The sequence below is a fragment of the Neomesorhizobium albiziae genome (assembly GCF_900114255.1).
GTDB classification, from domain to species: Bacteria; Pseudomonadota; Alphaproteobacteria; order Rhizobiales; family Rhizobiaceae; genus Neomesorhizobium; species Neomesorhizobium albiziae.
In genome coordinates, this window is the sequence record NZ_FOSL01000009.1 from 106,374 (window position 1) to 126,605 (window position 20,232).

Below are 20,232 nucleotides of genomic sequence, written 5' to 3' on the forward strand. Positions count from 1 at the left end.
GTCAGTTCTGACCGGCCTTCTTGTTTTCCGGTTCGAGCAGCCGGTGCAGGTGAACGATGAAGTAGCGCATATGCGCATTGTCCACCGTTGCCTGCGCTTTAGCCTTCCACGCGAATTCGGCGGATTTGTAGTCGGGATAGATTCCGACAATATCAAGTCCGTCGAGATCGCGGAACTCGGTGCCGCCAAGCTTGGTCAGTTCGCCGCCGAAAACCAGGTGCAAAAGCTGCTTTTTACCGTCTTCACCGGTCATGTCCGTTCAAATCCCAAATCACGAAGATGGTGCTGCTTAGATCAAAAAGCCGCAGTTTGAAACCGCTTTGAGCTTCTATCCGTGCTCAAACGCCGCGATCACGGCCGTCATTTGCTCAAGCAAAGCGCCGCTGCCCGCCGCAAGCGCGCCGCGACGCGGGTTCGGACCGGCATAGTGCAGAGCCTTTCCATCGCAGTCCAGCAGTCGCCCGCCGGCCTCCCGCAACATCACGTCGGCTGCGGCCAGATCCCAGTCATGGGCGTTAGGCTTCACATAGGTCGCGTCGAGTTCGCCACTGGCCACCATCGCCACCCGATAGGCGAGCGAGGGAATATAGGAAACGGTCGTGAAGCGGCTACGCAGATTTTCGGGCGTAGCGTCGATCAAGTGGTTGGGGCCGGCGACGACAAACGTCTCGCCGGGTGGGCTTACATGCAGTGCCGCCCCGTCCTTGAACGCACCGCTTCCAGCTTGCGCCCAGAATGTCTCACTCTTGGCCGGGCATTCCAGTACGCCGGCAAGGGGAACGCCATTTTCCACCACGGCGATCGAGACGCACCACGTGCTGCGCCCTTCCAGGAAGGCGCGCGTGCCATCGATCGGATCGACCACGAAAGTGCGCCGGGAAGCCAGCCGCGCCGGCGAGTCGACGGTTTCTTCCGACAGCCAGCCATAATCAGGACGTGCCGCGAGCAGCGTCTCGCGCAAATAGGTATCGACGGCGTAGTCCGCCTCGCTCACCGGCGACTGGCCGCCCTTCATCCAGACTTCGGGATTGGCCTTGAAGAAGCGCATGGCGATCCGGCCGGCCTCCATGGCCGCGGCGCGGATCAGTTGCAGGTCGATCGCCACCTGCGATGAATGAAGCGCCTCAGCTGCCGGCAAGGGTCATCCCTTCGATTAGAAGGGTTGGCGAAGCAGTGCCGAAATTGCGGTCGAGGTCGCTGGCGGGAATCATGTTCAGGAACATGTCCTTGAGATTTGACGCAATCGTGACCTCGGAGACGGGGTAGACGAGTTCACCGTTGTCGATCCAGAACCCGCTTGCGCCACGGCTGTATTCGCCGGTCACCATGTTGACGCCTTGGCCGAAGACTTCGGTCACATAGAAGCCCGTCTTCACCGCCTTGATAAGCTCTTCCGGGGTTTCGCTGCCGGGCTCGATGGCGAGATTCGTCGACGACGGAGAGACCGACGAGGCTGCCCGCGAACCCCGGCCATTGGTCTCAAGGCCGAGTTCGCGCGCCGCCGAGGTGGACAAAAACCAGTGCTTGAGCACGCCGTCCTCGACCATGTTGAGCGGCATGCCCTCGACGCCCTCGCCGTCAAACGGCCTCGACGACTGGCCCCGCACGCGCAGCGGATCGTCGGTGACGGTGATGCCCGCACGGGCCACCCGCTTGCCCATCATGTCGCGCAGGAAACTTGTCTTGCGCGCCACCGAAGCGCCGTTGATTGCACCGGCCAGATGGCCGGCGATGCCGCGCGCGACCCGCGGGTCGAAGACCACGTTGACCGGTCCGGTCTTGGCTTTGCGGGCGTTGAGCCGCTTGACCGCGCGCTCGCCGGCCTTGCGGCCGATCGTCTCGGGCGAATCGAGGTCTGAAAAATGCTGGCGCGATGAAAAATCGTAATCGCGCTCCATGCCCGTGCCCTCGCCGGCGATGACGCTCGCCGAGCGGGAAAACCGCGTCGCCACATACTGGCCCAGAAAACCTTCCGACGTCGCCAGTACCAGGCCGCCAAGACCGGCGCTGGCGCCGCTACCGCCCGAATTCGTGACGCCGGCAACACCAAGTGCCGCTTCTTCCGCCGCAAGCGCGTCTTCCCGGAGCCGTTCGGCCGAAACGACAGTTCCGTCGAAGAGATCAAGATCGCGCAGTTTCTTCACCAGTCGTGACGCATCAGCCAGGCCCTGGAAGGGATCTTCCGGCGAGACACGCGCCATGGCAACCGCACGTTCGGCAAGTTCGGCCGGGTTCGAAGAGGCGGTCGCCGAGACGCTCGCCACCTGCTTGCCGATGAAAACGCGAAGCGAAATGTCATCGCTTTCGGAAGCCTCGGTGCTCTCGACCTTGCCCAGCCGCACCGACACGCCGGTCGACCGGCCACGCACCGCCACCGCGTCGGCGGCATCCGCTCCGGCCTTTTTCGCGGCTTCGACAAGGGCTGCTACCCGGTCGACGAGCTTGCTGGCATCGATGGCGTCGGTCATCTCGTCGATCCTGGTTATTCGCATTTCTGCTGCGCTTGCACAGCGCATCCTCGGCACCATCTATTGTTCCGGCGATCCATGTGCAATGGGTGGTCATTACGGCAAATTGCAGCGAAAATGCCGCACGCGGCGCAATTTCAGGAAATTGTCTTGGCAGTCGAAGGAACGATCTATTCCGAAATGCTGCTGCTGCTCGGCGGCGCCGTGGTGTCGGCGCCGCTGTTCAAACGCATCGGCCTCGGCACCATTCTCGGTTATCTGGCCGCTGGCGTCGCCATCGGCCCCGCGGCGCGGCTGATAACCGGCGGCGAAGAAATCCTGCATGTCGCGGAGTTGGGCATCGTCTTCCTGCTCTTCCTGATCGGTCTCGAGCTGAAGGCGTCGCGGCTTTGGGCGATGCGGCGAGAGATATTCGGTCTCGGCCTCGCGCAAGTGGTCGTTACTGGGGCGGTGTTGGCGCTGCTGGCCAACACCCTTGCTGGACTGGCATGGCCTGCCTCGTTCGTCATCGGCTTCGGGCTTGCCCTTTCATCCACCGCATTCGCCATGCAGCTTCTGCAACAGGAAGGCACGACCAACGCGCGCTACGGGCAGACGACCTTCTCAATCCTGCTCTTCCAGGATCTGGCGATCGTTCCGCTTCTGGCTCTGATCCCCATGCTGTCTCCAGGCGGAGAGACCGGGGAAGCACCCGCATTGCCGCAATTCGGCATCACGCTGGTGGCAATTGTCGTGCTTGTCGTCGCCGGCCGCTATGTGATCAACCCGCTGTTTCGCGTCATCGCCAACACCGGCGCCAAGGAGGCGATGATCGCGGCGGCGCTGTTCGTGGTGCTCGGAGCTGCTACCTTGATGCAAATCGCCGGCCTTTCGATGGCGATGGGCGCATTCATCGCCGGTGTGATGCTGGCCGAATCCTCCTACCGGCACGAACTGGAAGCCGATATCGAACCGTTTCGCGGCATCCTGCTCGGGCTCTTCTTCATGGCGGTCGGCCTGTCGCTCGATCTCAACGTCATCGTCAGCAACTGGACGACGATTCTTTTGGCGGTGCCGGTGCTGATGGCGGTCAAGGTGGTCACCACTTACGCGGTCTGCCGGGTTTTCGGCTGTACCCACGACAATGCTGTGCGCGTTGCGTTCCTGCTGCCGCAAGGTGGCGAATTCGCATTTGTGCTTTTTTCGGTGGCGGCCTCTGCGGCGATCTTTCCGCTTGAGACCGCGTCGATCCTGGTTGCCATCGTCACCCTCTCGATGGCGCTGATGCCGCTCTTCGCGCCCGCGTCGAAAGCCTTCCTGACGCCCGATCAGCCGGAAGAGATGGAGGAGGACTTCGACGGTGCGGGCGCTGACGTACTGATGATCGGTTTCTCCCGTTTCGGCCAGATCGCCGCGCAGATCCTGCTTACCGGCGGCTCTGCCGTCACCATCATCGATCATTCGGCCGAACGGGTGCGCAGCGCCGGCAAGTTCGGTTTTCGCATCTATTTCGGCGACGGCACCCGCAAGGACGTGCTGGAGGCATCGGGCATTCGCCGCGCCAAGGTAGTCGCGGTCACCACCAACAAGAAGGAAATCACCGACAAGATCGTCGAGCTGATCCAGAGCGAATACCCCGATACCAAGCTCTATGTGCGTTCCTACGATCGCACCCACACCTTGCAGCTGCGAGCCAGGGGCGTCGACTACGAGCTGCGTGAAACCTTTGAGTCCGGCCTGCTGTTCGGCCAAAGGACACTGGAGGCGCTGGGTATGGATGAGGACACGGCTTCAGCGATCCGCGAGGACGTGCGCCGCCGTGACGAGGAGCGGCTGGCGCTGCAGGCGGTCGAGGGCATTCAGGCCGGACGCGACCGCTGGCACACCAAGCCGGTTACACCCGAACCGCTCATCAAGCCGACGCGCGAATCCAAGCGGCTTGACAAGGAAGCCCTGGACGACAAAACCCCGGAAACGGTCGACACCTGAACTCAATCCCTGCAGGAATTTCCATGACGCCCTTCCATCTCGCCTTCCCGGTCCGCGATCTCGAGGAGACCCGCCGCTTCTATCAGGACGTGCTTGGCTGCACGATCGGCCGCTCATCCGACACCTGGGTCGATTTCGACCTCTTCGGCCACCAGATGTCGGCGCATCTGCGCCCGCAGGCCACCGCGGCGGCACGCGACGGACAGGTCGACGGCGTCGCGGTGCCGATCCCGCATTTCGGCGTGGTGCTTCTGATGGATCAATGGCGCGAACTGGCCGAACGGCTCGAAGCCAACAGCGCCACCGACTGGCTGGAAAGGCCGATGGTGCGCTTCAAGGATGAGCCTGGCGAACAGGCCACGCTGTTCATCCGCGACCCTTCCGGCAACGCGCTGGAATTCAAGGGCTTCCGCTCGATGGAACAGGTTTTCGCGCACTAGGACGCTGCGGGCGGCGGTTGCCCGCGTACTGGCTGGCCGGCCAGGTCAGCATGGTAATCCCTGTCCGTCTCTCTAGATTGCGGGGTGGGCGGCTGCCGTCCGATTCGGACGAGCCGGGAGTTACCATGGACACCAAGCCGCAGCCCGCGCCAGATGCCCGGTTCGTCACCGGTTCGACGATGCGCCATGTCATCGTCATGACGGCGACGGGTTCCGTTGGACTGATCGCCGTGTTCATCGTCGATGCGCTGAACCTCTTCTACATCTCGCTGCTCGGCATCCAGGAACTCGCAGCAGCGATCGGCTTTGCCTCCACCCTGCTTTTCTTCACCATCTCGGTGACGATTGGTTTCACGATCGCCTGTTCCGCGCTCGTCGCACGCTGCCTTGGCCGGGGCAGTCGCGACGAAGCGGCCCGCATGGGTGGCGCTTCGATGGTGTTCATGGGGTTGACCACTGCCGCCATGACACTCGCCACATGGCCTTTCCTGCGCGAGCTTTCGGCGCTGCTCGGTGCGCAAGGCGAAACCCTCGACCTGACCACGCGCTTTCTGCAGATGGTGCTGCCATCGACGCCGCTGGTCGCGCTCGGCATATGCACGACCGGTATATTGCGCGGCGTCGGCGACGCGCGGCGGGCAATGTATGTGACGCTTGGCGCGGCAATCGCCGCTGCCATCCTCGACCCAATCCTCATTTTCGGGCTCGATCTCGGTATCGACGGCGCAGCCATCTCCACCGTGCTTTCCCGTGCGGTGATGCTGGCCATCGGCATCCATGGCGCGCATGTTGTTCACCACCTGATCAAGCTGCCTGATTGGGAAAGGCTGGTAGCCGCCTTCCGGCCGTTTTTCTCGATCGGCCTTCCCGCCGTGCTTACTCAAGTCGCCACGCCGGTCGGCAACGCCTACGTAACCACGCAGATCGCACAATTCGGCGACGACGCAGTCGCCGGCTGGGCGATTATCGGCCGCATCGTACCTGTCGCCTTCGGGGTCATTTTCGCGCTTTCCGGCGCGGTCGGTCCGATTCTCGGCCAGAATTACGGCGCCCGCAAATACGACCGCCTGATGTCGACCATGCGCGACAGTCTGCTTTTCACCATCGTTTATGTGCTGGGGGTATGGGCCTTGCTGGCGCTTTTTTCCGAGCCCATTTCCTCGCTGTTCGGCGCCAAGCAGCAAACGCACGACCTCATCGTGTTCTTCTGCATGTTCGCCGCCGGCAGTTTCCTTTTCAACGGCGCCATCTTCGTATCAAGCGCGGCATTCAACAATCTCGGCTTCCCGACATATTCGACCGTGTTCAACTGGGGGCGCTCGACGCTTGGCGTCATCCCCTTCGTCTGGGCGGGCGCGCATTATTACGGCGCGCTCGGCGTCATTGCTGGCTGGGGACTGGGCGCGGTGGTATTCGGCGTCGTCTCGGTGATCGTCTGCTTCCGGGTGATCGCACGCATTGGCAAGCAGCCGCCGCCGGAAATGCCGCTTCCCCCGCCGCCGCCGTCGGCACAATCGCCGTTCTCCACTGGCAAGACGGCGACATTGCAATAGCCCTTGTCTCAGCCGGGGTTGCCGCTGCGCCTTCGCCGGGTTTCGACGGCAGCCTCGACAGCACGTTTCAGCTCGTCCTTGATTGACGCGGTCTCGGCCATCACCGCATCGATCTTCAGGAAGTCGAGCGCACGGAAACGCGACACCGGCGGCCTGAGAAAAATCTCGGGCCGCTTGCTCTTCAGCTTCATGGCGATGATCGACTGCATCATCAGTTGCGTGGCGCCAAACATCAGTTCCATGGAATTCGGCCGCCGTCTTCCGCTCTCGGATGGCGCACCGACGACATCGATGGCAATGGTTATGTCGGCGTCGCCATCGATGAGATCGAACGGCACTGGGTTGTAGATGCCGCCGTCGATCAGAAGCATGCCGTCGCGACGAACCGGCCGGAATACTGCGGGGATGGCCGCCGACGCCGCAAGCGCGGAATGGAGATCGCCCTTGTCGAAGATTGCCAGCCTGTGCCCGAAGAAATCCGTCCCCGTCACCTTCAGCGGGATTTTCAGCTCGCCGAATGTGAGTGGTATGGCGTCGGGCAGGAAGGCTTTCAGGATGCGCTCTATGTTGAACTGCGAAACGCGCAAACCACCGGTCACCATCTCACCCAGGCTGCCCGGACGGGCGCGCCACATGCGGGCGGCAACTTCAGCGCGGCGGCCAAGAATGGAACGCGAATATTCGTGAATTTCCGCTCCGCGCATCCCGGCGGCCATGCCGGCGCCCATTATGGCGCCGATCGACGAACCAGCGATCGAGATCGGACGGACGCCCAGTTCGTCGAGCGCCTCGATCACGTGGATGTGCGCCAGGCCACGCGCGCCGCCACCGCCGAAAGCTATGGAGAAGCTCGGCTCGCTGCTGCCAAGTTTCACAGCCGCGCGGGGCCGCGTGTTGCTCACCCTTTGTTCCCCTCGGTTTTTTCCGCCTCGGCCTTGGCCGGTCCGACGATCAGGATCGCCGGCTGCGCTGAAAGAAGCCGCTTCGCGGCAGTTTGCACCTGTTCCTTGGTGACTGCCTCGATCAGGCCTTTGCGGCGCTCGATATAGTCGATGCCGAGATTGTTAATCTGCAACTCGACCAGCGTTCCGGCGATGCTGCGCGACGTATCGAGATTGTTGATGGCATAAGAGCCGATCAGATATTTCTTCGCTGCGTCCAACTCTTCATCCGTTACCCCACTATCGGCCATGCGCTTCACCTCGGCGCGGATGATGTCCAGCGTTTCGGCGGAACGATCGGAGCGCGTTGCCGTCGAAATGACCAGCGCCGACGAATACTCGTTGTTCACGATCGACGAGTCGATGCCGTAGGCCAGACCGCGCTTCTCGCGCACCTGATCGAACAGCCGCGACGTGAAGGTGCCGCCGCCCAAGATGTGATTCATCAGGAACGCTGCGAAAAACTGCGGATCGGTGCGCTCGATGCCAGGATAGGCAAGTTGCAGGGAGGTTTGCGGCAGATCGTAGGGGACCCGGATCTCCTGATCGAGCTTCGGCTGGATGGCGTCGACCTTCTCCAGTGAGGGCTCAGCCGGCAGGTCGCCGAATACCTTGTCGAGGTCGCGCTTGAGCGTTTCCGCATCGATCGCGCCGACGACGCCGATGGTCAGGTTGCCACGCGAGAACAGCCGCTTGTGGAAGGCGTGGAGATCATCGGTTGTGATGCTGGCCAGTGTCTGTTGGGTGCCTTCGTCACGGCGGGAATAGGGATGCTCGCCATAGAGCGCCTTGGCCCAGGCAAGCTGTGCCGTGGTCTGCGGATCCTTGGCGTTGGCGGTGATTCCGGCCACGATCTGCGCACGGATACGGTCGATGGGCGCCTGGTCGAAGCGCGGTTTCTCGACCGCCAGCCGCAGCAATTCCAGGGCCTCATCCTTCTGGTCGGCCAGCATACGCATCGAACCGTAGAGTGAATCGCGGCCGGCGTTGAAACCCATCTCCGCGCCGGCGTCGTCGAGCCGCTCCTGAAAGGCATCGCTGTCGAGATTATCGGCGCCCTCATCGAACAGCCCGGTCATCAGATTGGCGAGGCCTTCCTTGCCCGGAGGATCCTGCGTGCTGCCACCGCCGAAGGCAAAGCGAACGGAGATGATCGGCACGGAATAGTCCTCAACGAGCCAGGCCTTGATGCCCTTTTCGGAGACGACTTCCTGAATGGTGACGGCGGCACGCGCCGCCACGATCGCCGGCAAGGTCAGGAAAACCAGCGCCAGGAACAGCGTAGCGGTAGCGGCGAGAAGTTGTGAGCGGCTTGGCATGATCATGGCCCTGTCTCTCACTTCTTCGCTTCGGCGGTCGGCAGCAGGTAACCTGCGACCGAGTGGTCGGGGTTGAGATATTTGGCTGCCACGTCCTGCACCTGCTTTGCGGTGACCGCCTTTATCCGGTCCGGCCATTTCTGGATATCTTCAACGGTGCCGCCGGTGGCGAGCGTCGAGCCATAGATGTTGGCCATCCCTGACTGGCTGTCGCGCGCAAAAATCATCGAACGGACGAAGCGATTCTTGGCCTTCTCGAGTTCCGTTTCGGTGACGCCATCCTTGATGAGACCACGGATTTCCGTATCTATGGCTTCTTCGACCGACTCAAGTCCCGCCTCGCCGCGCGGTGCGCCGTAGATCGTGAAGCTCGACGGATCGAACGAGGTGCCCTGGTAGGAGGCCCCGGCCGTCGATGCGATGCCCTGCTTGACGACCAGTTGCTGGTAAATCCGGCTGCGGGTGCCGCCGCCGAGGATTTCCGACAAAAGGTCGAGCGCTTCCGCCTCGCCGGGCTCCGAATGATTGTAGGACGGCACCACCCAGGATTTCTGGAAGCTCGGAACGCTGACGCGTGGGTCGGTTAGGGTCACCGTGCGCTTGGTGTTCTGTTCCGGTTCCTGCGGGCGCACCCGTGGTGGCAGGTCAGGTCCGCGCGGCACCTTGCCGTACGTCTTTTCGGCCAACTTCCGCACTGTTTCGACGTCGGTATCGCCGGCGACCACGAGCACCGCATTATTGGGCGCATAATAGCGGTCGTAGAAGGCCACCGCGTCGGTGCGGTTCAACTGCTCCATCTCGTGCATCCAGCCGATGACCGGAACGCGATAGGGATGGTTCTGGTAAAGTGTCGCGTCGACCTCTTCCGACAGAAGCGCGTCAGGGCTGTTTTCGATACGCGAGCGCCGCTCTTCAAGGATAACGTCGCGCTCAGGGCCGATCACTTCGTCTGTGAGGATGAGGCCGCGCATCCGGTCGGCCTCGAACGCCATCATGGTTTCCAGCGCGTCGGGCGTCACGGTCTGGAAATACGCGGTATAGTCATAAGACGTGAAGGCATTTTCGCTGCCGCCGATCTCGGCGATCCTGGCGCCGAACTCGCCGGCCTTATGCGCCTTGGTGCCCTTGAACATCAGGTGTTCGAAGAAATGCGCTATGCCGGATTTGCCGGGCGGCTCGTCGGCGCTGCCAGTCTTGTACCACACCATGTGGGTGACTATCGGCGCCCGATGGTCCGGGATGACGACGACTTCCATGCCGTTGTCGAGAAGGAAATTCTCGACCTCCGCGGAATCGCGCGGCGCTTCAGCCGCAGCGGGCGCTATCAGCACAAGGACGACGGCCAACGCAGAACCTATCCGCGCAAACCGCGCCGAGTGAAAACAAGATATCATGGGTCGCCTTTCGAAACTTGCAGCAGGTGGTTACAGGCTCCACCCCGTCAAGCAAGTGAATTGTTCGTAATCCGGCTGGCACTTCGCCCGCCAAACAAGGCCGGATTCAGGCGCTTTCGATGAAACGGATGACGGTGTCGCCGTAGCTGCGCTCGTCGGCGACCGCGAAACCCGGCCCCGCATTGAAACTTGCGGACGCAGCCTCCTCGACCACGCAGAGCGCTCCGGCGGCCAGCCACCCGCCTGCCCTGGCGCTCTGGAGCGCCCGTTCGCCGAGGCCCTTGCCGTAGGGTGGATCGGCGAAAACCAGATCGAAGGCCTGCATCGTACCGGCCTCGCCGAGGTTGGTTGCGTCACGCCGAAAGATCTTGGTGCGGCCGGTCAGGCCGAATGCTTCGACATTGCCGCGGATCAGGCCGCGTCCCTCCGCCGATTCTTCGATGAAAACGCCATAGGAAGCGCCACGCGACAGCGCCTCGAGACCGAGTGCACCAGTGCCGGCGAAAAGATCAAGCACCCGGCCACCGTCCAGCTTGTCGGCATAACGGTGCGCCAGCACGTTGAACAGCGCCTCGCGGGTGCGATCGGTGGTGGGGCGGATGGCTTCGGAGCGCGGCGCGGCCAGCGGTCTGCCGCGAAACTCACCGCCGACGATCCGCATTTCTTCCGCCCCCGCGCGGTCCCTTGGGGCCGTCGCCACGCGGGCGATCGCCGCCCTTGCCGCCGCGCGGCTTGTCGAAGTCCGGCTTTCCGCCCGGCTTGTCGAACCTCGGCTTGCGGTTCTTCCTGGCTTCGGCATCGTGCTTTTCAGCTTCCGCCCTGCCCTTGCCGATCGGCCGCGCGCCCGGCGCCATCCAGACGTTTGCCTTGCGCTGGCCGGGCGGCTCTATCGGCCGCTGTTCGCGTTCGCCCTTGCCGCCTCTTGGTTTCTTTTCACCAAAAGATGGCCTCTCGCTGCGTTCACCAAACGATCCGCGCTCCGGCTTTGGGCCGCGTTCGCCAAAACCGCCCTTTTCCGGCCGTGTCGAGAGCTTGCCCAGAGCTTCGTCACGGGTGTTTTCACGGCGCTTGCGGTTCTTGATCAGGCCGCCCTCGCCGATCCTTCCGCGTTCGCCGTCGCGCACGATTCTCGGACGTTCCGGCTGTTCTTCGCGCTCGAATTCGCGCCGGGTCGGCTTGTTGGAGAATGGCTTGACGATGTCGGCGTCGAAATTCGCACCGGACTCCTCGATTAACCGCTCGCCAAGCTGGTCGCGCAGCGTCTTGCCCTTCATTTCCCAGATATGGCCTTCCGGCAGCTCGGCGAGCTGGAACGGCCCGTAGGAGATGCGGATAAGCCGCGTCACGTCGAGGCCGAGCGCGCCGAGAATGTTCTTCACCTCCCGGTTCTTGCCTTCACGCAGTCCGATCGTCAGCCAGGCATTGGTGCCCTGGGCGCGATCCATCGTCGCTTCGATGGCGCCATAGAACACGCCTTCGACCGCAATGCCGTTCTTCAGCTCCGCCAGTGCCTTTTCGTCCGGCTTGCCGTGCACCCGCACCCGGTAGCGCCGCAACCAGCCGGTTGTCGGGAGTTCCAGCATCCGCGCCAGCCCGCCATCGTTGGTGAGAAGCAGCAAGCCTTCCGTGTTGATGTCGAGGCGTCCGATCGTCATCAGGCGCGGCAGGTCCTTCGGCAGCACATCAAAAACCGTCTTGCGGCCTTCGGGATCGCGATTGGTGGTGACGACACCGGCGGGCTTGTGGAACAGGAACAGCCGGGTGCGCTCGATCGGCGGAATGGTGGTGCCGTCCAGCTCGATCGTATCGTTGGCGGTGACGTTGACGGCAGGCGACGACAGCACCTTGCCGTTGACCCGGACACGGCCGGCCGCGATCAGTTCCTCGGCGTCGCGGCGCGAGGCGATGCCGGCGCGCGCCAGGCGCTTGGCGATCCGCTCTCCTTCGCTGGAGCCGGGAATTTCAGCCTTGCGCACGAACGGCTTGCGTTCGCCGCCAAAACCAGCGGGCTTGGCGCGGCGCTCCGGCCGGTCGCCCGCCGGGCGTTCGCTACGTTCGAAGCGGCGTTCGCCCTCGCGCGGCGGACGTTTCTCAAATGGCTTGCGCTCTGGTCGCGGACCGGCGCGGAACGGCCGGTCGGCGCGCTCCGCACGGACGCCCTCGCCAGCCGGACGGTCGTCGCGCTTGAAATTCGGACGGGGACGTTCGCCACCTGCCTGGTCGCGTTTGACAAACGGCTTGCGGTCGCCGTCCGCGCGCGGCTTTCCCGCGAATCCGGGCTTTCCCGAACGCGGGCGTTCACCATCGGTCCTCGGGCGGTCGTCGCGCCTGAATTTGGATTGGGGCCGCTCGCTGCGCGCTTCGCCAGTACTGTCGGCGGGACGCTTCCGGAATGGCTTGTTGGCTCCCTCGGCACGCGGCTTTCCCGCGAACCCGGGCTTGCCGGAACGCGCGGGACGTTCGCCGCCACGTGCTCCACCCGGGGATTTCGGACCGCCCTTGCGCGGTCCCTTCTTTCGTTCGTCGTCCATATGTGGCCTTTGCCCTTCAGCGCGGGTAGATAACAGGAACACCATCAAGGTGCGAGGGAAATGTCGGGGGATGACGGACGCGTGAAACGCCCGGACTTCATGGCGATGGCGATGGCGGAAGCCGAAGCCGCCGCGCAGCGCGGCGAAGTGCCCATCGGCGCCGTGCTAGTTCGCGGCGACCGGGTGCTGGCGCGTGCTGGCAATCGAACCCGCGAGCTCAACGATCCGACTGCTCATGCCGAGATGCTGGTGATCCGCGAGGCCGCTTCGCTCCTGTCGGCAGAGCGGCTGAACGAGACCGACCTCTACGTCACTCTGGAGCCCTGCACGATGTGCGCCGCCGCAATCGCTTTCGCCCGGTTGCGCCGCCTCTATTTCGGCGCCACCGACGAGAAGGGCGGCGCGGTCGTCAGCGGCGTGCGGTTCTTCGCTTCGCCCACCTGCCACCATGTACCGGACGTCTATGCCGGGATCGGCGAAAGCAGCGCTGCCACGCTCCTTAAGGATTTTTTTAAGGTCAGGCGCGACACCTGACCTTTTTCATCATGTGCCGGGAATGAGCTGGCGCCACGACCAGTTGCCCTTGCGGGCAGCCGCCTTGGCGCGGCGTTCCTTCTTGTACTCGTCCTCGCCGATATCACCCGACGGCGCAGTTGCCGCGGGAGCACGGTAAACCAGCGGCGGTTCGCTCAGATATTTCCGGCTGGTCTCGCTGCCCTGCTTCGTTTCGGCTAGACGTGCTTTGTAGGCCTCACGCGTGTTGGTGAACTCTGGCCGGCGAATGGATTGGTTGGAGCCCGAATCGTTGCCCTTTTCTGGCAGGCCAGCGCCGGGCGTGCTGTTTGCAGACGCGACAGCGACATCCTGAATGATCGGCGGTTCGTAATTGGGATTGTTCTGGTTGGCCGTTGCTTCAGCGCGAATACGGGCCCGGCGCGCCTCGGGCGATTCCGGCCATGCCGGGTTGGACGCGGCGGCGACACTTTGCTGTGGCGCCGGCAGGACCGCATTCGCGGCAGTGCCGGGAGCGGGCTTCACCAGTTCAGGGCGTGGCTTGTAGTCGATCGGATTGCGAGGCTTCGGGGCAATGGACAGGATTCCGGTGAGATCCGAGGCAAGCTGCGCGGTCGACGTCTTATCGGTCCCGTAGGTCGGAGACCCCATGCAGCCGCCCAGCATCAGGCTCGATGCGACGAGGGGCGCGCCAAGCCACAGCCGTGCGCGATACTTGTCTGCCATGCCCAAATTTCTCACTGCCAAGAGCCTCTCAACCAACCCGGCACATGCCGGATCCCCGTCCGAAAACCGGTTTTCACTGAAAATCCGGCGACAACAAGGCGTTCGGACCCGGCTGCGCTTTTACCTCAAGCCGGCGGCAAGGGCAACGACCACCGAATCGTCGTCCCCACCTGTGCATTGTCGACGCGCTTGTTGGATCAAAGCCTGCCGAGCGCGCGCAGTTCGTGCAGCGCCTCTGCGTCCCGCGCCGAGACATCCGGGAACTCCGGATCGGAGCCCACATCGTCGGTGTAGCGCCAGGAACGCGCGCACTTGGTGCCGGAAGCAGGCGCGAAGACCACGCCGACGCCCTTCACATCCTCGATGGCGAAAGCCCCGGAAGGCGCTGGTTTATCAGAGATCGAGATTCCGCTCGTGATGGAGATTTCGGCGAGATCCACACCGTCAAGCGCGGCGCGCAGCTCCGCATCGGCGATATGAACCGCCGGCGCTGCCTCCAATGAAGAGCCAATGGTCTTTTTGGCGCGCTCGATTTCCAGTGCGCCGGTGACCACGCGCCGAACCTGCTTGATGTTGCGCCACTTCTCGGCCAACGCATCGTTCTTCCAATCGACCGGCGTGTCCCGGAACTGTTCGAGGTGCACCGATTCCGACTGGGGATATCGCTCCAGCCAGGCTTCTTCCATTGTGAACGGCAGCATCGGCGCCAGCCAGGTCACCAAGCGGTCAAACAGGTGGCGTACCACCTGCATGGCCGCCTTGCGCCTTATGCTCGACGGCGCGTCGCAATAAAGAGCGTCCTTGCGGATGTCGAAATAGAAGGCCGACAGCTCGACCACCATGAAGTCGAGCAACGCGCGGGTGACACGCTTGAACTCGAAGGCGTCGTAACCGGTCCGGACCACCTCATCGAGCTCGGCCAGCCGGTGCAGCATCAGTTGCTCCAGTTCCGGCATCTCCTTTACCGGCACCACATCCCCTTCGTCGTGAGCAAGTGTGCCCAGCATCCAGCGGATGGTGTTGCGAAGCTTGCGGTAGGCGTCGATGTTGGTTTGCAGCACATTCTTGCCGAGGCGCTGGTCCTCCCAGTAGTCGGTCGTCACCACCCACAGGCGCAGGATGTCTGCGCCGGACTGCTTGATCACGTCCTGCGGCACCACCGTGTTGCCAAGCGACTTCGACATCTTGCGGCCTTCCTCGTCCATGGTGAAACCATGGGTGACGACCGTGTCGTAGGGCGCGCGGCCGCGGGTGCCGCAGCTTTCCAGAAGCGAGGAATGGAACCAGCCGCGATGCTGGTCGGAGCCTTCGAGATAGACGTCCGCTGGCCATTTGAGGTCGGGCCGGTCTTCCAGCGTGAAGGTGTGGGTAGAGCCCGAATCGAACCAGACGTCGAGGATGTCCATCACCTGCGTCCACGGCTCGTTGGCACGGCTGCCGAGGAAACGCTCGCGCGCACCTTCCGCGAACCAGGCATCGGCGCCCTCCTTCTCGAAGGCGTCGAGGATGCGCTGGTTGACGGCCTCGTCAAGCAGGACGGTGCCGTCAGCGTCGGCGAAGACGGCAATCGGCACCCCCCAGGCGCGCTGGCGCGACAACACCCAGTCGGGCCGCTCCTCGATCATCGAGCGCAGCCGGGTCTGGCCGGCGGCCGGCACAAAGCGGGTGTCGTCGATCGCCTTCAGCGCACGGCTGCGCAAGGTGGTGCCGTCACCCAGCTCCTTGTCCATGTAGACGAACCATTGCGGCGTATTGCGGAAGATGATCGGCTTCTTCGACCGCCACGAGTGCGGATAGGAATGCTTCAGCCGGCCGCGCGCGAACAGCGCGTTGCGCTCGATCAACTCGTCGATGACGACCTTGTTGGCATCGCCCTTCTTGCCGTTGTCATCGATGACGCGCGCCGCTCCGCCCTCGCGATCCGGCCCGAAGCCCGGCGCATCCTTGGTGTAAAATCCAGCGTCGTCGACCGGGAAGGGCAACCGCGTATCGATGCCACGCTTCTCCAGTTCGGCTACCGCGTCCATCCAGGCGTCGAAGTCCTCACGGCCATGGCTTGGCGAAGTGTGAACGAAGCCCGTGCCGGCGTCGTCGGTGACATGGTCGCCGGCGAGCATGGGAACCGGGAATTCGTAGCCCCCGCCGAGTCCTTCGAAGGGGTGGGCGAGCGTAAGGCTACCGAGCTCTTCCGCCGAAACACCGCGGAGCTTGTTCAACTTGACCTTCGCCTTCGCTTCGGACTCTTCGGCCAGTGCATCGGCAAAGATCAACTTCTCGCCCGGCTGAGGACCGAAATCGTTCTCCGCCGCCGTAACCTCATAAAGGCCGTAGCTGACACGCGGCGAGAAATTGACGGCTCGGTTACCGGGGATGGTCCAGGGCGTGGTCGTCCAGATGACAACGTGGGCGTCAAGCACGTCGCCATGAGCAACATCCTGATCCCCGGCAGATTCGACCGGAAATTTCACCCAGATCGTGTCTGACTCGTAGTCCTGGTACTCTACCTCGGCCTCGGCCAGCGCGGTGCGCTCGACCACGCTCCACATCACCGGCTTGGAGCCGCGATAGAGTTGACCGCTGGTCGCGAATTTCAGGAGCTCGCCGGCGATGCGCGACTCGGCGTGGAAGCTCATTGTCAGATAGGGATTCTTGAAGTCGCCGACGACGCCGAGCCGCTGGAATTCCTCGCCCTGAACCTTGATCCACTTTTCCGCATAGGCGCGGCACTCCTGGCGGAACGCCACCATTGCCGCCGGTTCCTTCAGATCCGGCTTGGCCTTGCCCTTGGCGCGGTAGTTCTCCTCCTCGATCTTCCATTCGATCGGCAAGCCGTGGCAATCCCAGCCCGGCACGTAATTCGAGTCGTAGCCGCGCATCTGGAAGGAGCGGGTGATGACATCCTTCAGCACCTTGTTCAGGGCGTGGCCGATATGGATGTTGCCGTTGGCGTAGGGTGGGCCGTCATGCAGCACGAACTTCTCGCGGCCGGCCGAAGTTTCGCGCAGGCGCCTGTAAAGGTCCATCTTCTGCCACCGCGCGACCGCCAGCGGCTCCTTTTCGGGCAGGCCGGCGCGCATCGGAAATTCCGTTTGCGGCAGATAGAGCGTCTTGGAATAATCGAGTTTTTCTGACGTATCGGTCATCGTCTTGCCATATCAACAGCCCGTGGGCGGGGCGCCCGGGCGTTCAACTATCATGAATTGGAAAAAGCGCGAGGTGTTGGCGCGCAAAATGTCCCGGATCTTCGGGCAGCTTCAGGCCGCCGGGAAGACCGGGCTGGTAATTCGTATCGCCAATTTGTGCGAAAAGATCGTCATGGCCGCGCCTTTTAACTGACGCAGCCCGGGGAATAAAGAGGATAATGCAAGGGTCTAAAGCTGGAAATCGAAAACGATAGGTCGCCGAGACGCCGAACAGCCACTGGTTCTTCGAGCCGCGTTCCTTCACCGGGCTGGAATCTGCCGTCGGGCCCATCAGCCGCGAATATTCGCCAAACATGCTGGTGGTGATCCGCTCGGTGGTCTTCCACGTGATGGCGCCGCCGGCGCCTACCGGCAAAAATTGATTTAATTCATAATCATGGCGTCAACGGTGGACCGATTTTGCACTTGCGGGGAAATGGACGCGTTGGTGCTTCCGCGCTATCCTGCCGGCAGGCTCGTGATCGGGTGAATGGCGAGCCCAACGGAGGCCACCATGACTGACATACCGCACTCGCCGAAAAGCCTTGGCGGATCGATCGCAGAGGTCCGTTCCAAATGGGGCTGGTTCGTCGCACTTGGCATCGCATTCCTGGTGCTTGGCGTGATCGCCTTCTACAACGTGGTCATCGCGACCGTCGCTTCAGTCTTTTTCGTCGGCTGGCTGATGCTGATCGGCGCCGTCGCGGAGATTATCCATGCTTTCGGCGTCAAGACCTGGGGAAGCTTCTTCTGGTGGCTGCTCAGCGGCATTGTCTACGCCGTTGCCGGTGTCGTTACCCTGATGAACCCGTTGCTGGCCTCCGCAGTTCTGACTTTCATCCTGGCGATCTCGCTTATTGCCGGCGGTGTGTTGCGCATATGGGTCGGCATGAAGGCTCGCCCCGACGCCAACTGGGGATGGGTCGTCGCCGGCGGCGTCATAACCTTGCTCCTCGGCGTGATCATCGCCATCGGATGGCCGGTCAACAGCCTGTGGATCCTCGGCATGTTCCTGGCGATAGACCTGATCTTCCAGGGCTGGTCGTACATCGCATTCGGGCTGGCGCTGAAACGATAGGCGTCAGTCAGCCGCCATCGAAGGCAACCTGCCGGTCTAGATCGGAGAGTGGCCGCGCGCCCGCAAGCAGCGCGCGCGCTTCCGCTTCGTCGCGTTTCATCTGTACGATGAGCGCATCCAGCCCGTCGAATTTCACTTCGCCGCGCAGGAAGCCGAAGAAAGAAACCGCGCACCGCTCTCCATAGAGGTCGCCGGAAAAGTCGAAGACGAAGGTCTCGAGCAGCGGCGCGCCGTCATCGTCGACGGTCGGGCGGCGACCGAAGCTGGCGACGCCGTCGTGCAGCGAACCGTCGGCGCGCCGCAACCGCACGGCGTAGATTCCGTACTTCAGTCCGGTCGTGGCGGGCAAAGCCATATTGGCGGTGGGGAAGCCCAGTTCGCGGCCGAGTTGTTTTCCCCGCACCACCTCGGCCTCGACCGTATAGCGGTAACCGAGCAGACCTGCCGCCTGCACGACATCGCCTTGTTCGAGAAGAGCGCGAATGCGGCTTGACGAAACCACCTCGCCTGCCTCATCGCGAAATGCATCGACAAGGGTGACGCCGAAGCCGTGTTTCTCGCCCGAGGCCATCAGGAACGCCGGTCCGCCCTGGCGATTCCTGCCGAAATGGAAGTCGAAGCCGGTGACGGCGTGACCGATGCCCAACCCCTGGTCCAGGATACGGGTGACAAATTCTTCCGCCGACTGGCTGGCAAACTCCCGCGTGAACGGCTGCTGCACGAGGCCATCGAAACCGAGCTCGGCCAGCAGCCGCGCCTTCATCGGCGGCGGCGTGATGACATAAAGCGGCACCTCCGGCTGAAACAAGGTGCGCGGATGCGGCTCGAAGCTCAGCGCCAACGCCGGCGCTTCCCTGCGATGGGCTTCGGCCAGCGCACGTTCCAGCACTGCCTGATGACCGCGATGCACGCCGTCGAAATTGCCGATCGCCACCACCCCACCGCGCAGCTCTCTGGGCAGCTCGGCAATGTCGGTGATATGGCGAAACGGCCGGCCCACGCGGAATGCCTAGCGAAGCCGGGGAATGACGGCGACCGGGTGATGGCCGCGGGTACCGAGGAAAGCCGCCAGCTTTTCCGAATCCGGGTCCTGCGGGTCGCCATACTCGCCGGCGTGGATGCCGCCGGAAACATAGAGCACATCGACGCCGTTCGATTCCGCGCCCTTGACGTCGGTCAGTACGCCGTCGCCGATTGCCAAAGTATCGTCTGCCGTAACCGGGCGTCCAAGCACGTCGGACGCTTCCTTCAGCGCGGCCTCGTAAATCGGCCGGTGCGGCTTGCCGGCAATCTCGGTGCGGCCGCCAAGCTGGCCGTAGTCGCGCGCCAGCGCGCCGGCGCAGAAGATCAGCCGGTCACCCTTCTCCACCACGATGTCGGGATTAGCGCAGATGAAAGGCAGGTTGCGGGCCCGCAGCCGCTTCAGCATGTCGGCATAATCGTCAGGCGTCTCGGTGTCGTCATCAAAGAGACCGGTGCAGACAACCGCCTGCGCCTCGAACTCCTCGACAAGTTCGACGTCGATGCCGTCATAGATCGACGTGTCGCGCTCCGGACCGAGATGGAAGACGCGCCGCGGACCGGAGCGGATGAGGTCGCGCGTGACATCGCCCGACGTGACAATGCGATCCCAGGAATCGCGTGGCACACCAAGCGCTGCAAGCTGCTCCTCGACTGGACCAAACGGACGCGGCGCATTGGTGATCAGAACGACAGCGACGCTTTTCTGCCTTGCGCGCTTCAGCGCAGCGGTGGCATCCGGGAAGCTTTCCACGCCATTATGGATGACACCCCACACGTCGCAGAATATCGCGGCGTATTCGCCGGCCAGCGCATCAAGCGAGCCGATCATCTTCGGCGAACCTGTCATCACGTCTCCTCAAATCTCATCCGGCCTGGCGGTTCGCCAAAAACCGCTCCGGAATTAACCGAACCGGCCTTCCCTGTCACCTCTCTCATTTCGGCTGGTTGCGGCGCCAGCATCGCAAGACGATTCCCCGATTTGCGGGCTGGGCACGGTGTCGATGGCCTAACCCTCAACTGGCGCAGGGCTCCTGATGGTTAATTCCCGATAAAATCCGCCTTCCTATTTCGAGGAAATTCCAGAACGGGGAATTTA

The 20,232-nt window shown here is 63.0% G+C and carries 17 protein-coding genes and 1 pseudogene; 5 read left to right on the forward strand and 13 right to left on the reverse strand.

Annotated elements, in window-relative coordinates:
* Nucleotide 1: 1 nt before the first annotated feature.
* From F3H98_RS15990 to F3H98_RS16000, 3 genes are all read right to left on the reverse strand, one after another.
* Nucleotides 2-253: a DUF4170 domain-containing protein gene (locus F3H98_RS15990; protein WP_149761145.1), complete on the reverse strand. Its 252-nt coding sequence runs from the start codon at nucleotides 251-253 to the stop codon at nucleotides 2-4.
* Nucleotides 254-328: 75 nt separating this feature from the next.
* Nucleotides 329-1,138 (reverse strand): 3'(2'),5'-bisphosphate nucleotidase CysQ, encoded by an 810-nt coding sequence (locus F3H98_RS15995; protein WP_244621741.1) that lies wholly within the window; start codon nucleotides 1,136-1,138, stop codon nucleotides 329-331.
* Nucleotides 1,125-2,468 (reverse strand): TldD/PmbA family protein, encoded by a 1,344-nt coding sequence (locus tag F3H98_RS16000; RefSeq protein ID WP_149761146.1) that lies wholly within the window; start codon nucleotides 2,466-2,468, stop codon nucleotides 1,125-1,127. Before F3H98_RS16000 ends, F3H98_RS15995 begins: the two co-directional genes overlap by 14 nt.
* A gap of 117 nt (nucleotides 2,469-2,585) precedes the next feature.
* Here F3H98_RS16000 and F3H98_RS16005 point away from each other — a divergent pair, with 117 nt between their 5' ends.
* From F3H98_RS16005 to F3H98_RS16015, 3 genes are all read left to right on the forward strand, one after another.
* Nucleotides 2,586-4,436, forward strand: coding sequence for a monovalent cation:proton antiporter-2 (CPA2) family protein (locus F3H98_RS16005; RefSeq protein ID WP_149761147.1), 1,851 nt, complete (start codon nucleotides 2,586-2,588; stop codon nucleotides 4,434-4,436).
* A gap of 23 nt (nucleotides 4,437-4,459) precedes the next feature.
* On the forward strand, nucleotides 4,460-4,876 hold the full coding sequence (locus F3H98_RS16010) for a VOC family protein (protein ID WP_149761148.1): 417 nt from the start codon (nucleotides 4,460-4,462) through the stop codon (nucleotides 4,874-4,876).
* Nucleotides 4,877-5,001: 125 nt separating this feature from the next.
* Nucleotides 5,002-6,429 carry an MATE family efflux transporter gene (locus F3H98_RS16015; protein WP_149761149.1) on the forward strand — a complete coding sequence of 476 codons (1,428 nt, stop codon included), beginning with the start codon at nucleotides 5,002-5,004 and terminating at the stop codon, nucleotides 6,427-6,429.
* A gap of 8 nt (nucleotides 6,430-6,437) precedes the next feature.
* Here F3H98_RS16015 and F3H98_RS16020 read toward each other — a convergent pair whose 3' ends face one another.
* The 5 genes from F3H98_RS16020 to F3H98_RS16040 all read right to left on the reverse strand — a co-directional run bounded on the left by F3H98_RS16020 (nucleotide 6,438) and on the right by F3H98_RS16040 (nucleotide 12,614).
* Nucleotides 6,438-7,331, reverse strand: coding sequence for a patatin-like phospholipase family protein (locus F3H98_RS16020; RefSeq protein ID WP_244621742.1), 894 nt, complete (start codon nucleotides 7,329-7,331; stop codon nucleotides 6,438-6,440).
* Nucleotides 7,328-8,695, reverse strand: coding sequence for a M16 family metallopeptidase (locus F3H98_RS16025; RefSeq protein WP_244621743.1), 1,368 nt, complete (start codon nucleotides 8,693-8,695; stop codon nucleotides 7,328-7,330). The genes F3H98_RS16020 and F3H98_RS16025 overlap by 4 nt, the downstream gene beginning before the upstream one ends.
* 11 nt (nucleotides 8,696-8,706) lie before the next feature.
* Nucleotides 8,707-10,083 (reverse strand): M16 family metallopeptidase, encoded by a 1,377-nt coding sequence (locus F3H98_RS16030; protein WP_149761150.1) that lies wholly within the window; start codon nucleotides 10,081-10,083, stop codon nucleotides 8,707-8,709.
* A 106-nt stretch (nucleotides 10,084-10,189) separates the two neighbouring features.
* The gene (rsmD, locus tag F3H98_RS16035; RefSeq protein ID WP_149761151.1) at nucleotides 10,190-10,744 is read right to left on the reverse strand and encodes a 16S rRNA (guanine(966)-N(2))-methyltransferase RsmD; all 555 of its coding nucleotides are present in this window, start codon (nucleotides 10,742-10,744) and stop codon (nucleotides 10,190-10,192) included.
* On the reverse strand, nucleotides 10,725-12,614 hold the full coding sequence (locus tag F3H98_RS16040; protein ID WP_149761152.1) for a pseudouridine synthase: 1,890 nt from the start codon (nucleotides 12,612-12,614) through the stop codon (nucleotides 10,725-10,727). The genes rsmD and F3H98_RS16040 overlap by 20 nt, the downstream gene beginning before the upstream one ends.
* 81 nt (nucleotides 12,615-12,695) lie before the next feature.
* On the opposite strand from F3H98_RS16040, the gene F3H98_RS16045 reads away from it, so the two are divergent.
* A complete protein-coding gene (locus tag F3H98_RS16045; protein WP_149761153.1) occupies nucleotides 12,696-13,148 on the forward strand; it encodes a nucleoside deaminase in 453 nt (150 codons plus the stop codon).
* Nucleotides 13,149-13,157: 9 nt separating this feature from the next.
* Here the strand turns inward: F3H98_RS16045 and F3H98_RS16050 are convergent, their stop codons facing one another.
* From F3H98_RS16050 to F3H98_RS31775, 3 genes and pseudogenes are all read right to left on the reverse strand, one after another.
* Nucleotides 13,158-13,853, reverse strand: a complete 696-nt coding sequence (locus F3H98_RS16050) for a hypothetical protein (protein WP_149761154.1) — start codon at nucleotides 13,851-13,853, stop codon at nucleotides 13,158-13,160.
* A gap of 197 nt (nucleotides 13,854-14,050) precedes the next feature.
* The gene (gene ileS, locus F3H98_RS16055; protein WP_149761155.1) at nucleotides 14,051-16,996 is read right to left on the reverse strand and encodes an isoleucine--tRNA ligase; all 2,946 of its coding nucleotides are present in this window, start codon (nucleotides 16,994-16,996) and stop codon (nucleotides 14,051-14,053) included.
* A gap of 238 nt (nucleotides 16,997-17,234) precedes the next feature.
* Nucleotides 17,235-17,405: pseudogene (locus tag F3H98_RS31775) on the reverse strand (MipA/OmpV family protein); the annotation flags it as partial.
* Nucleotides 17,406-17,549: 144 nt separating this feature from the next.
* On the opposite strand from F3H98_RS31775, the gene F3H98_RS16065 reads away from it, so the two are divergent.
* Nucleotides 17,550-18,113: an HdeD family acid-resistance protein gene (locus F3H98_RS16065; RefSeq protein ID WP_149761157.1), complete on the forward strand. Its 564-nt coding sequence runs from the start codon at nucleotides 17,550-17,552 to the stop codon at nucleotides 18,111-18,113.
* Between the two features lie 7 nt (nucleotides 18,114-18,120).
* On the opposite strand, the gene F3H98_RS16070 is transcribed toward F3H98_RS16065, so the two are convergent.
* Together F3H98_RS16070 and F3H98_RS16075 are read right to left on the reverse strand one after the other, a co-directional pair.
* Entirely contained in the window at nucleotides 18,121-19,113 is a 993-nt protein-coding gene (locus tag F3H98_RS16070) for a bifunctional riboflavin kinase/FAD synthetase (RefSeq protein WP_188130440.1), read from the reverse strand.
* A gap of 9 nt (nucleotides 19,114-19,122) precedes the next feature.
* The gene (locus F3H98_RS16075; RefSeq protein WP_149761158.1) at nucleotides 19,123-19,983 is read right to left on the reverse strand and encodes a TIGR01459 family HAD-type hydrolase; all 861 of its coding nucleotides are present in this window, start codon (nucleotides 19,981-19,983) and stop codon (nucleotides 19,123-19,125) included.
* Nucleotides 19,984-20,232 lie beyond the last annotated feature (249 nt).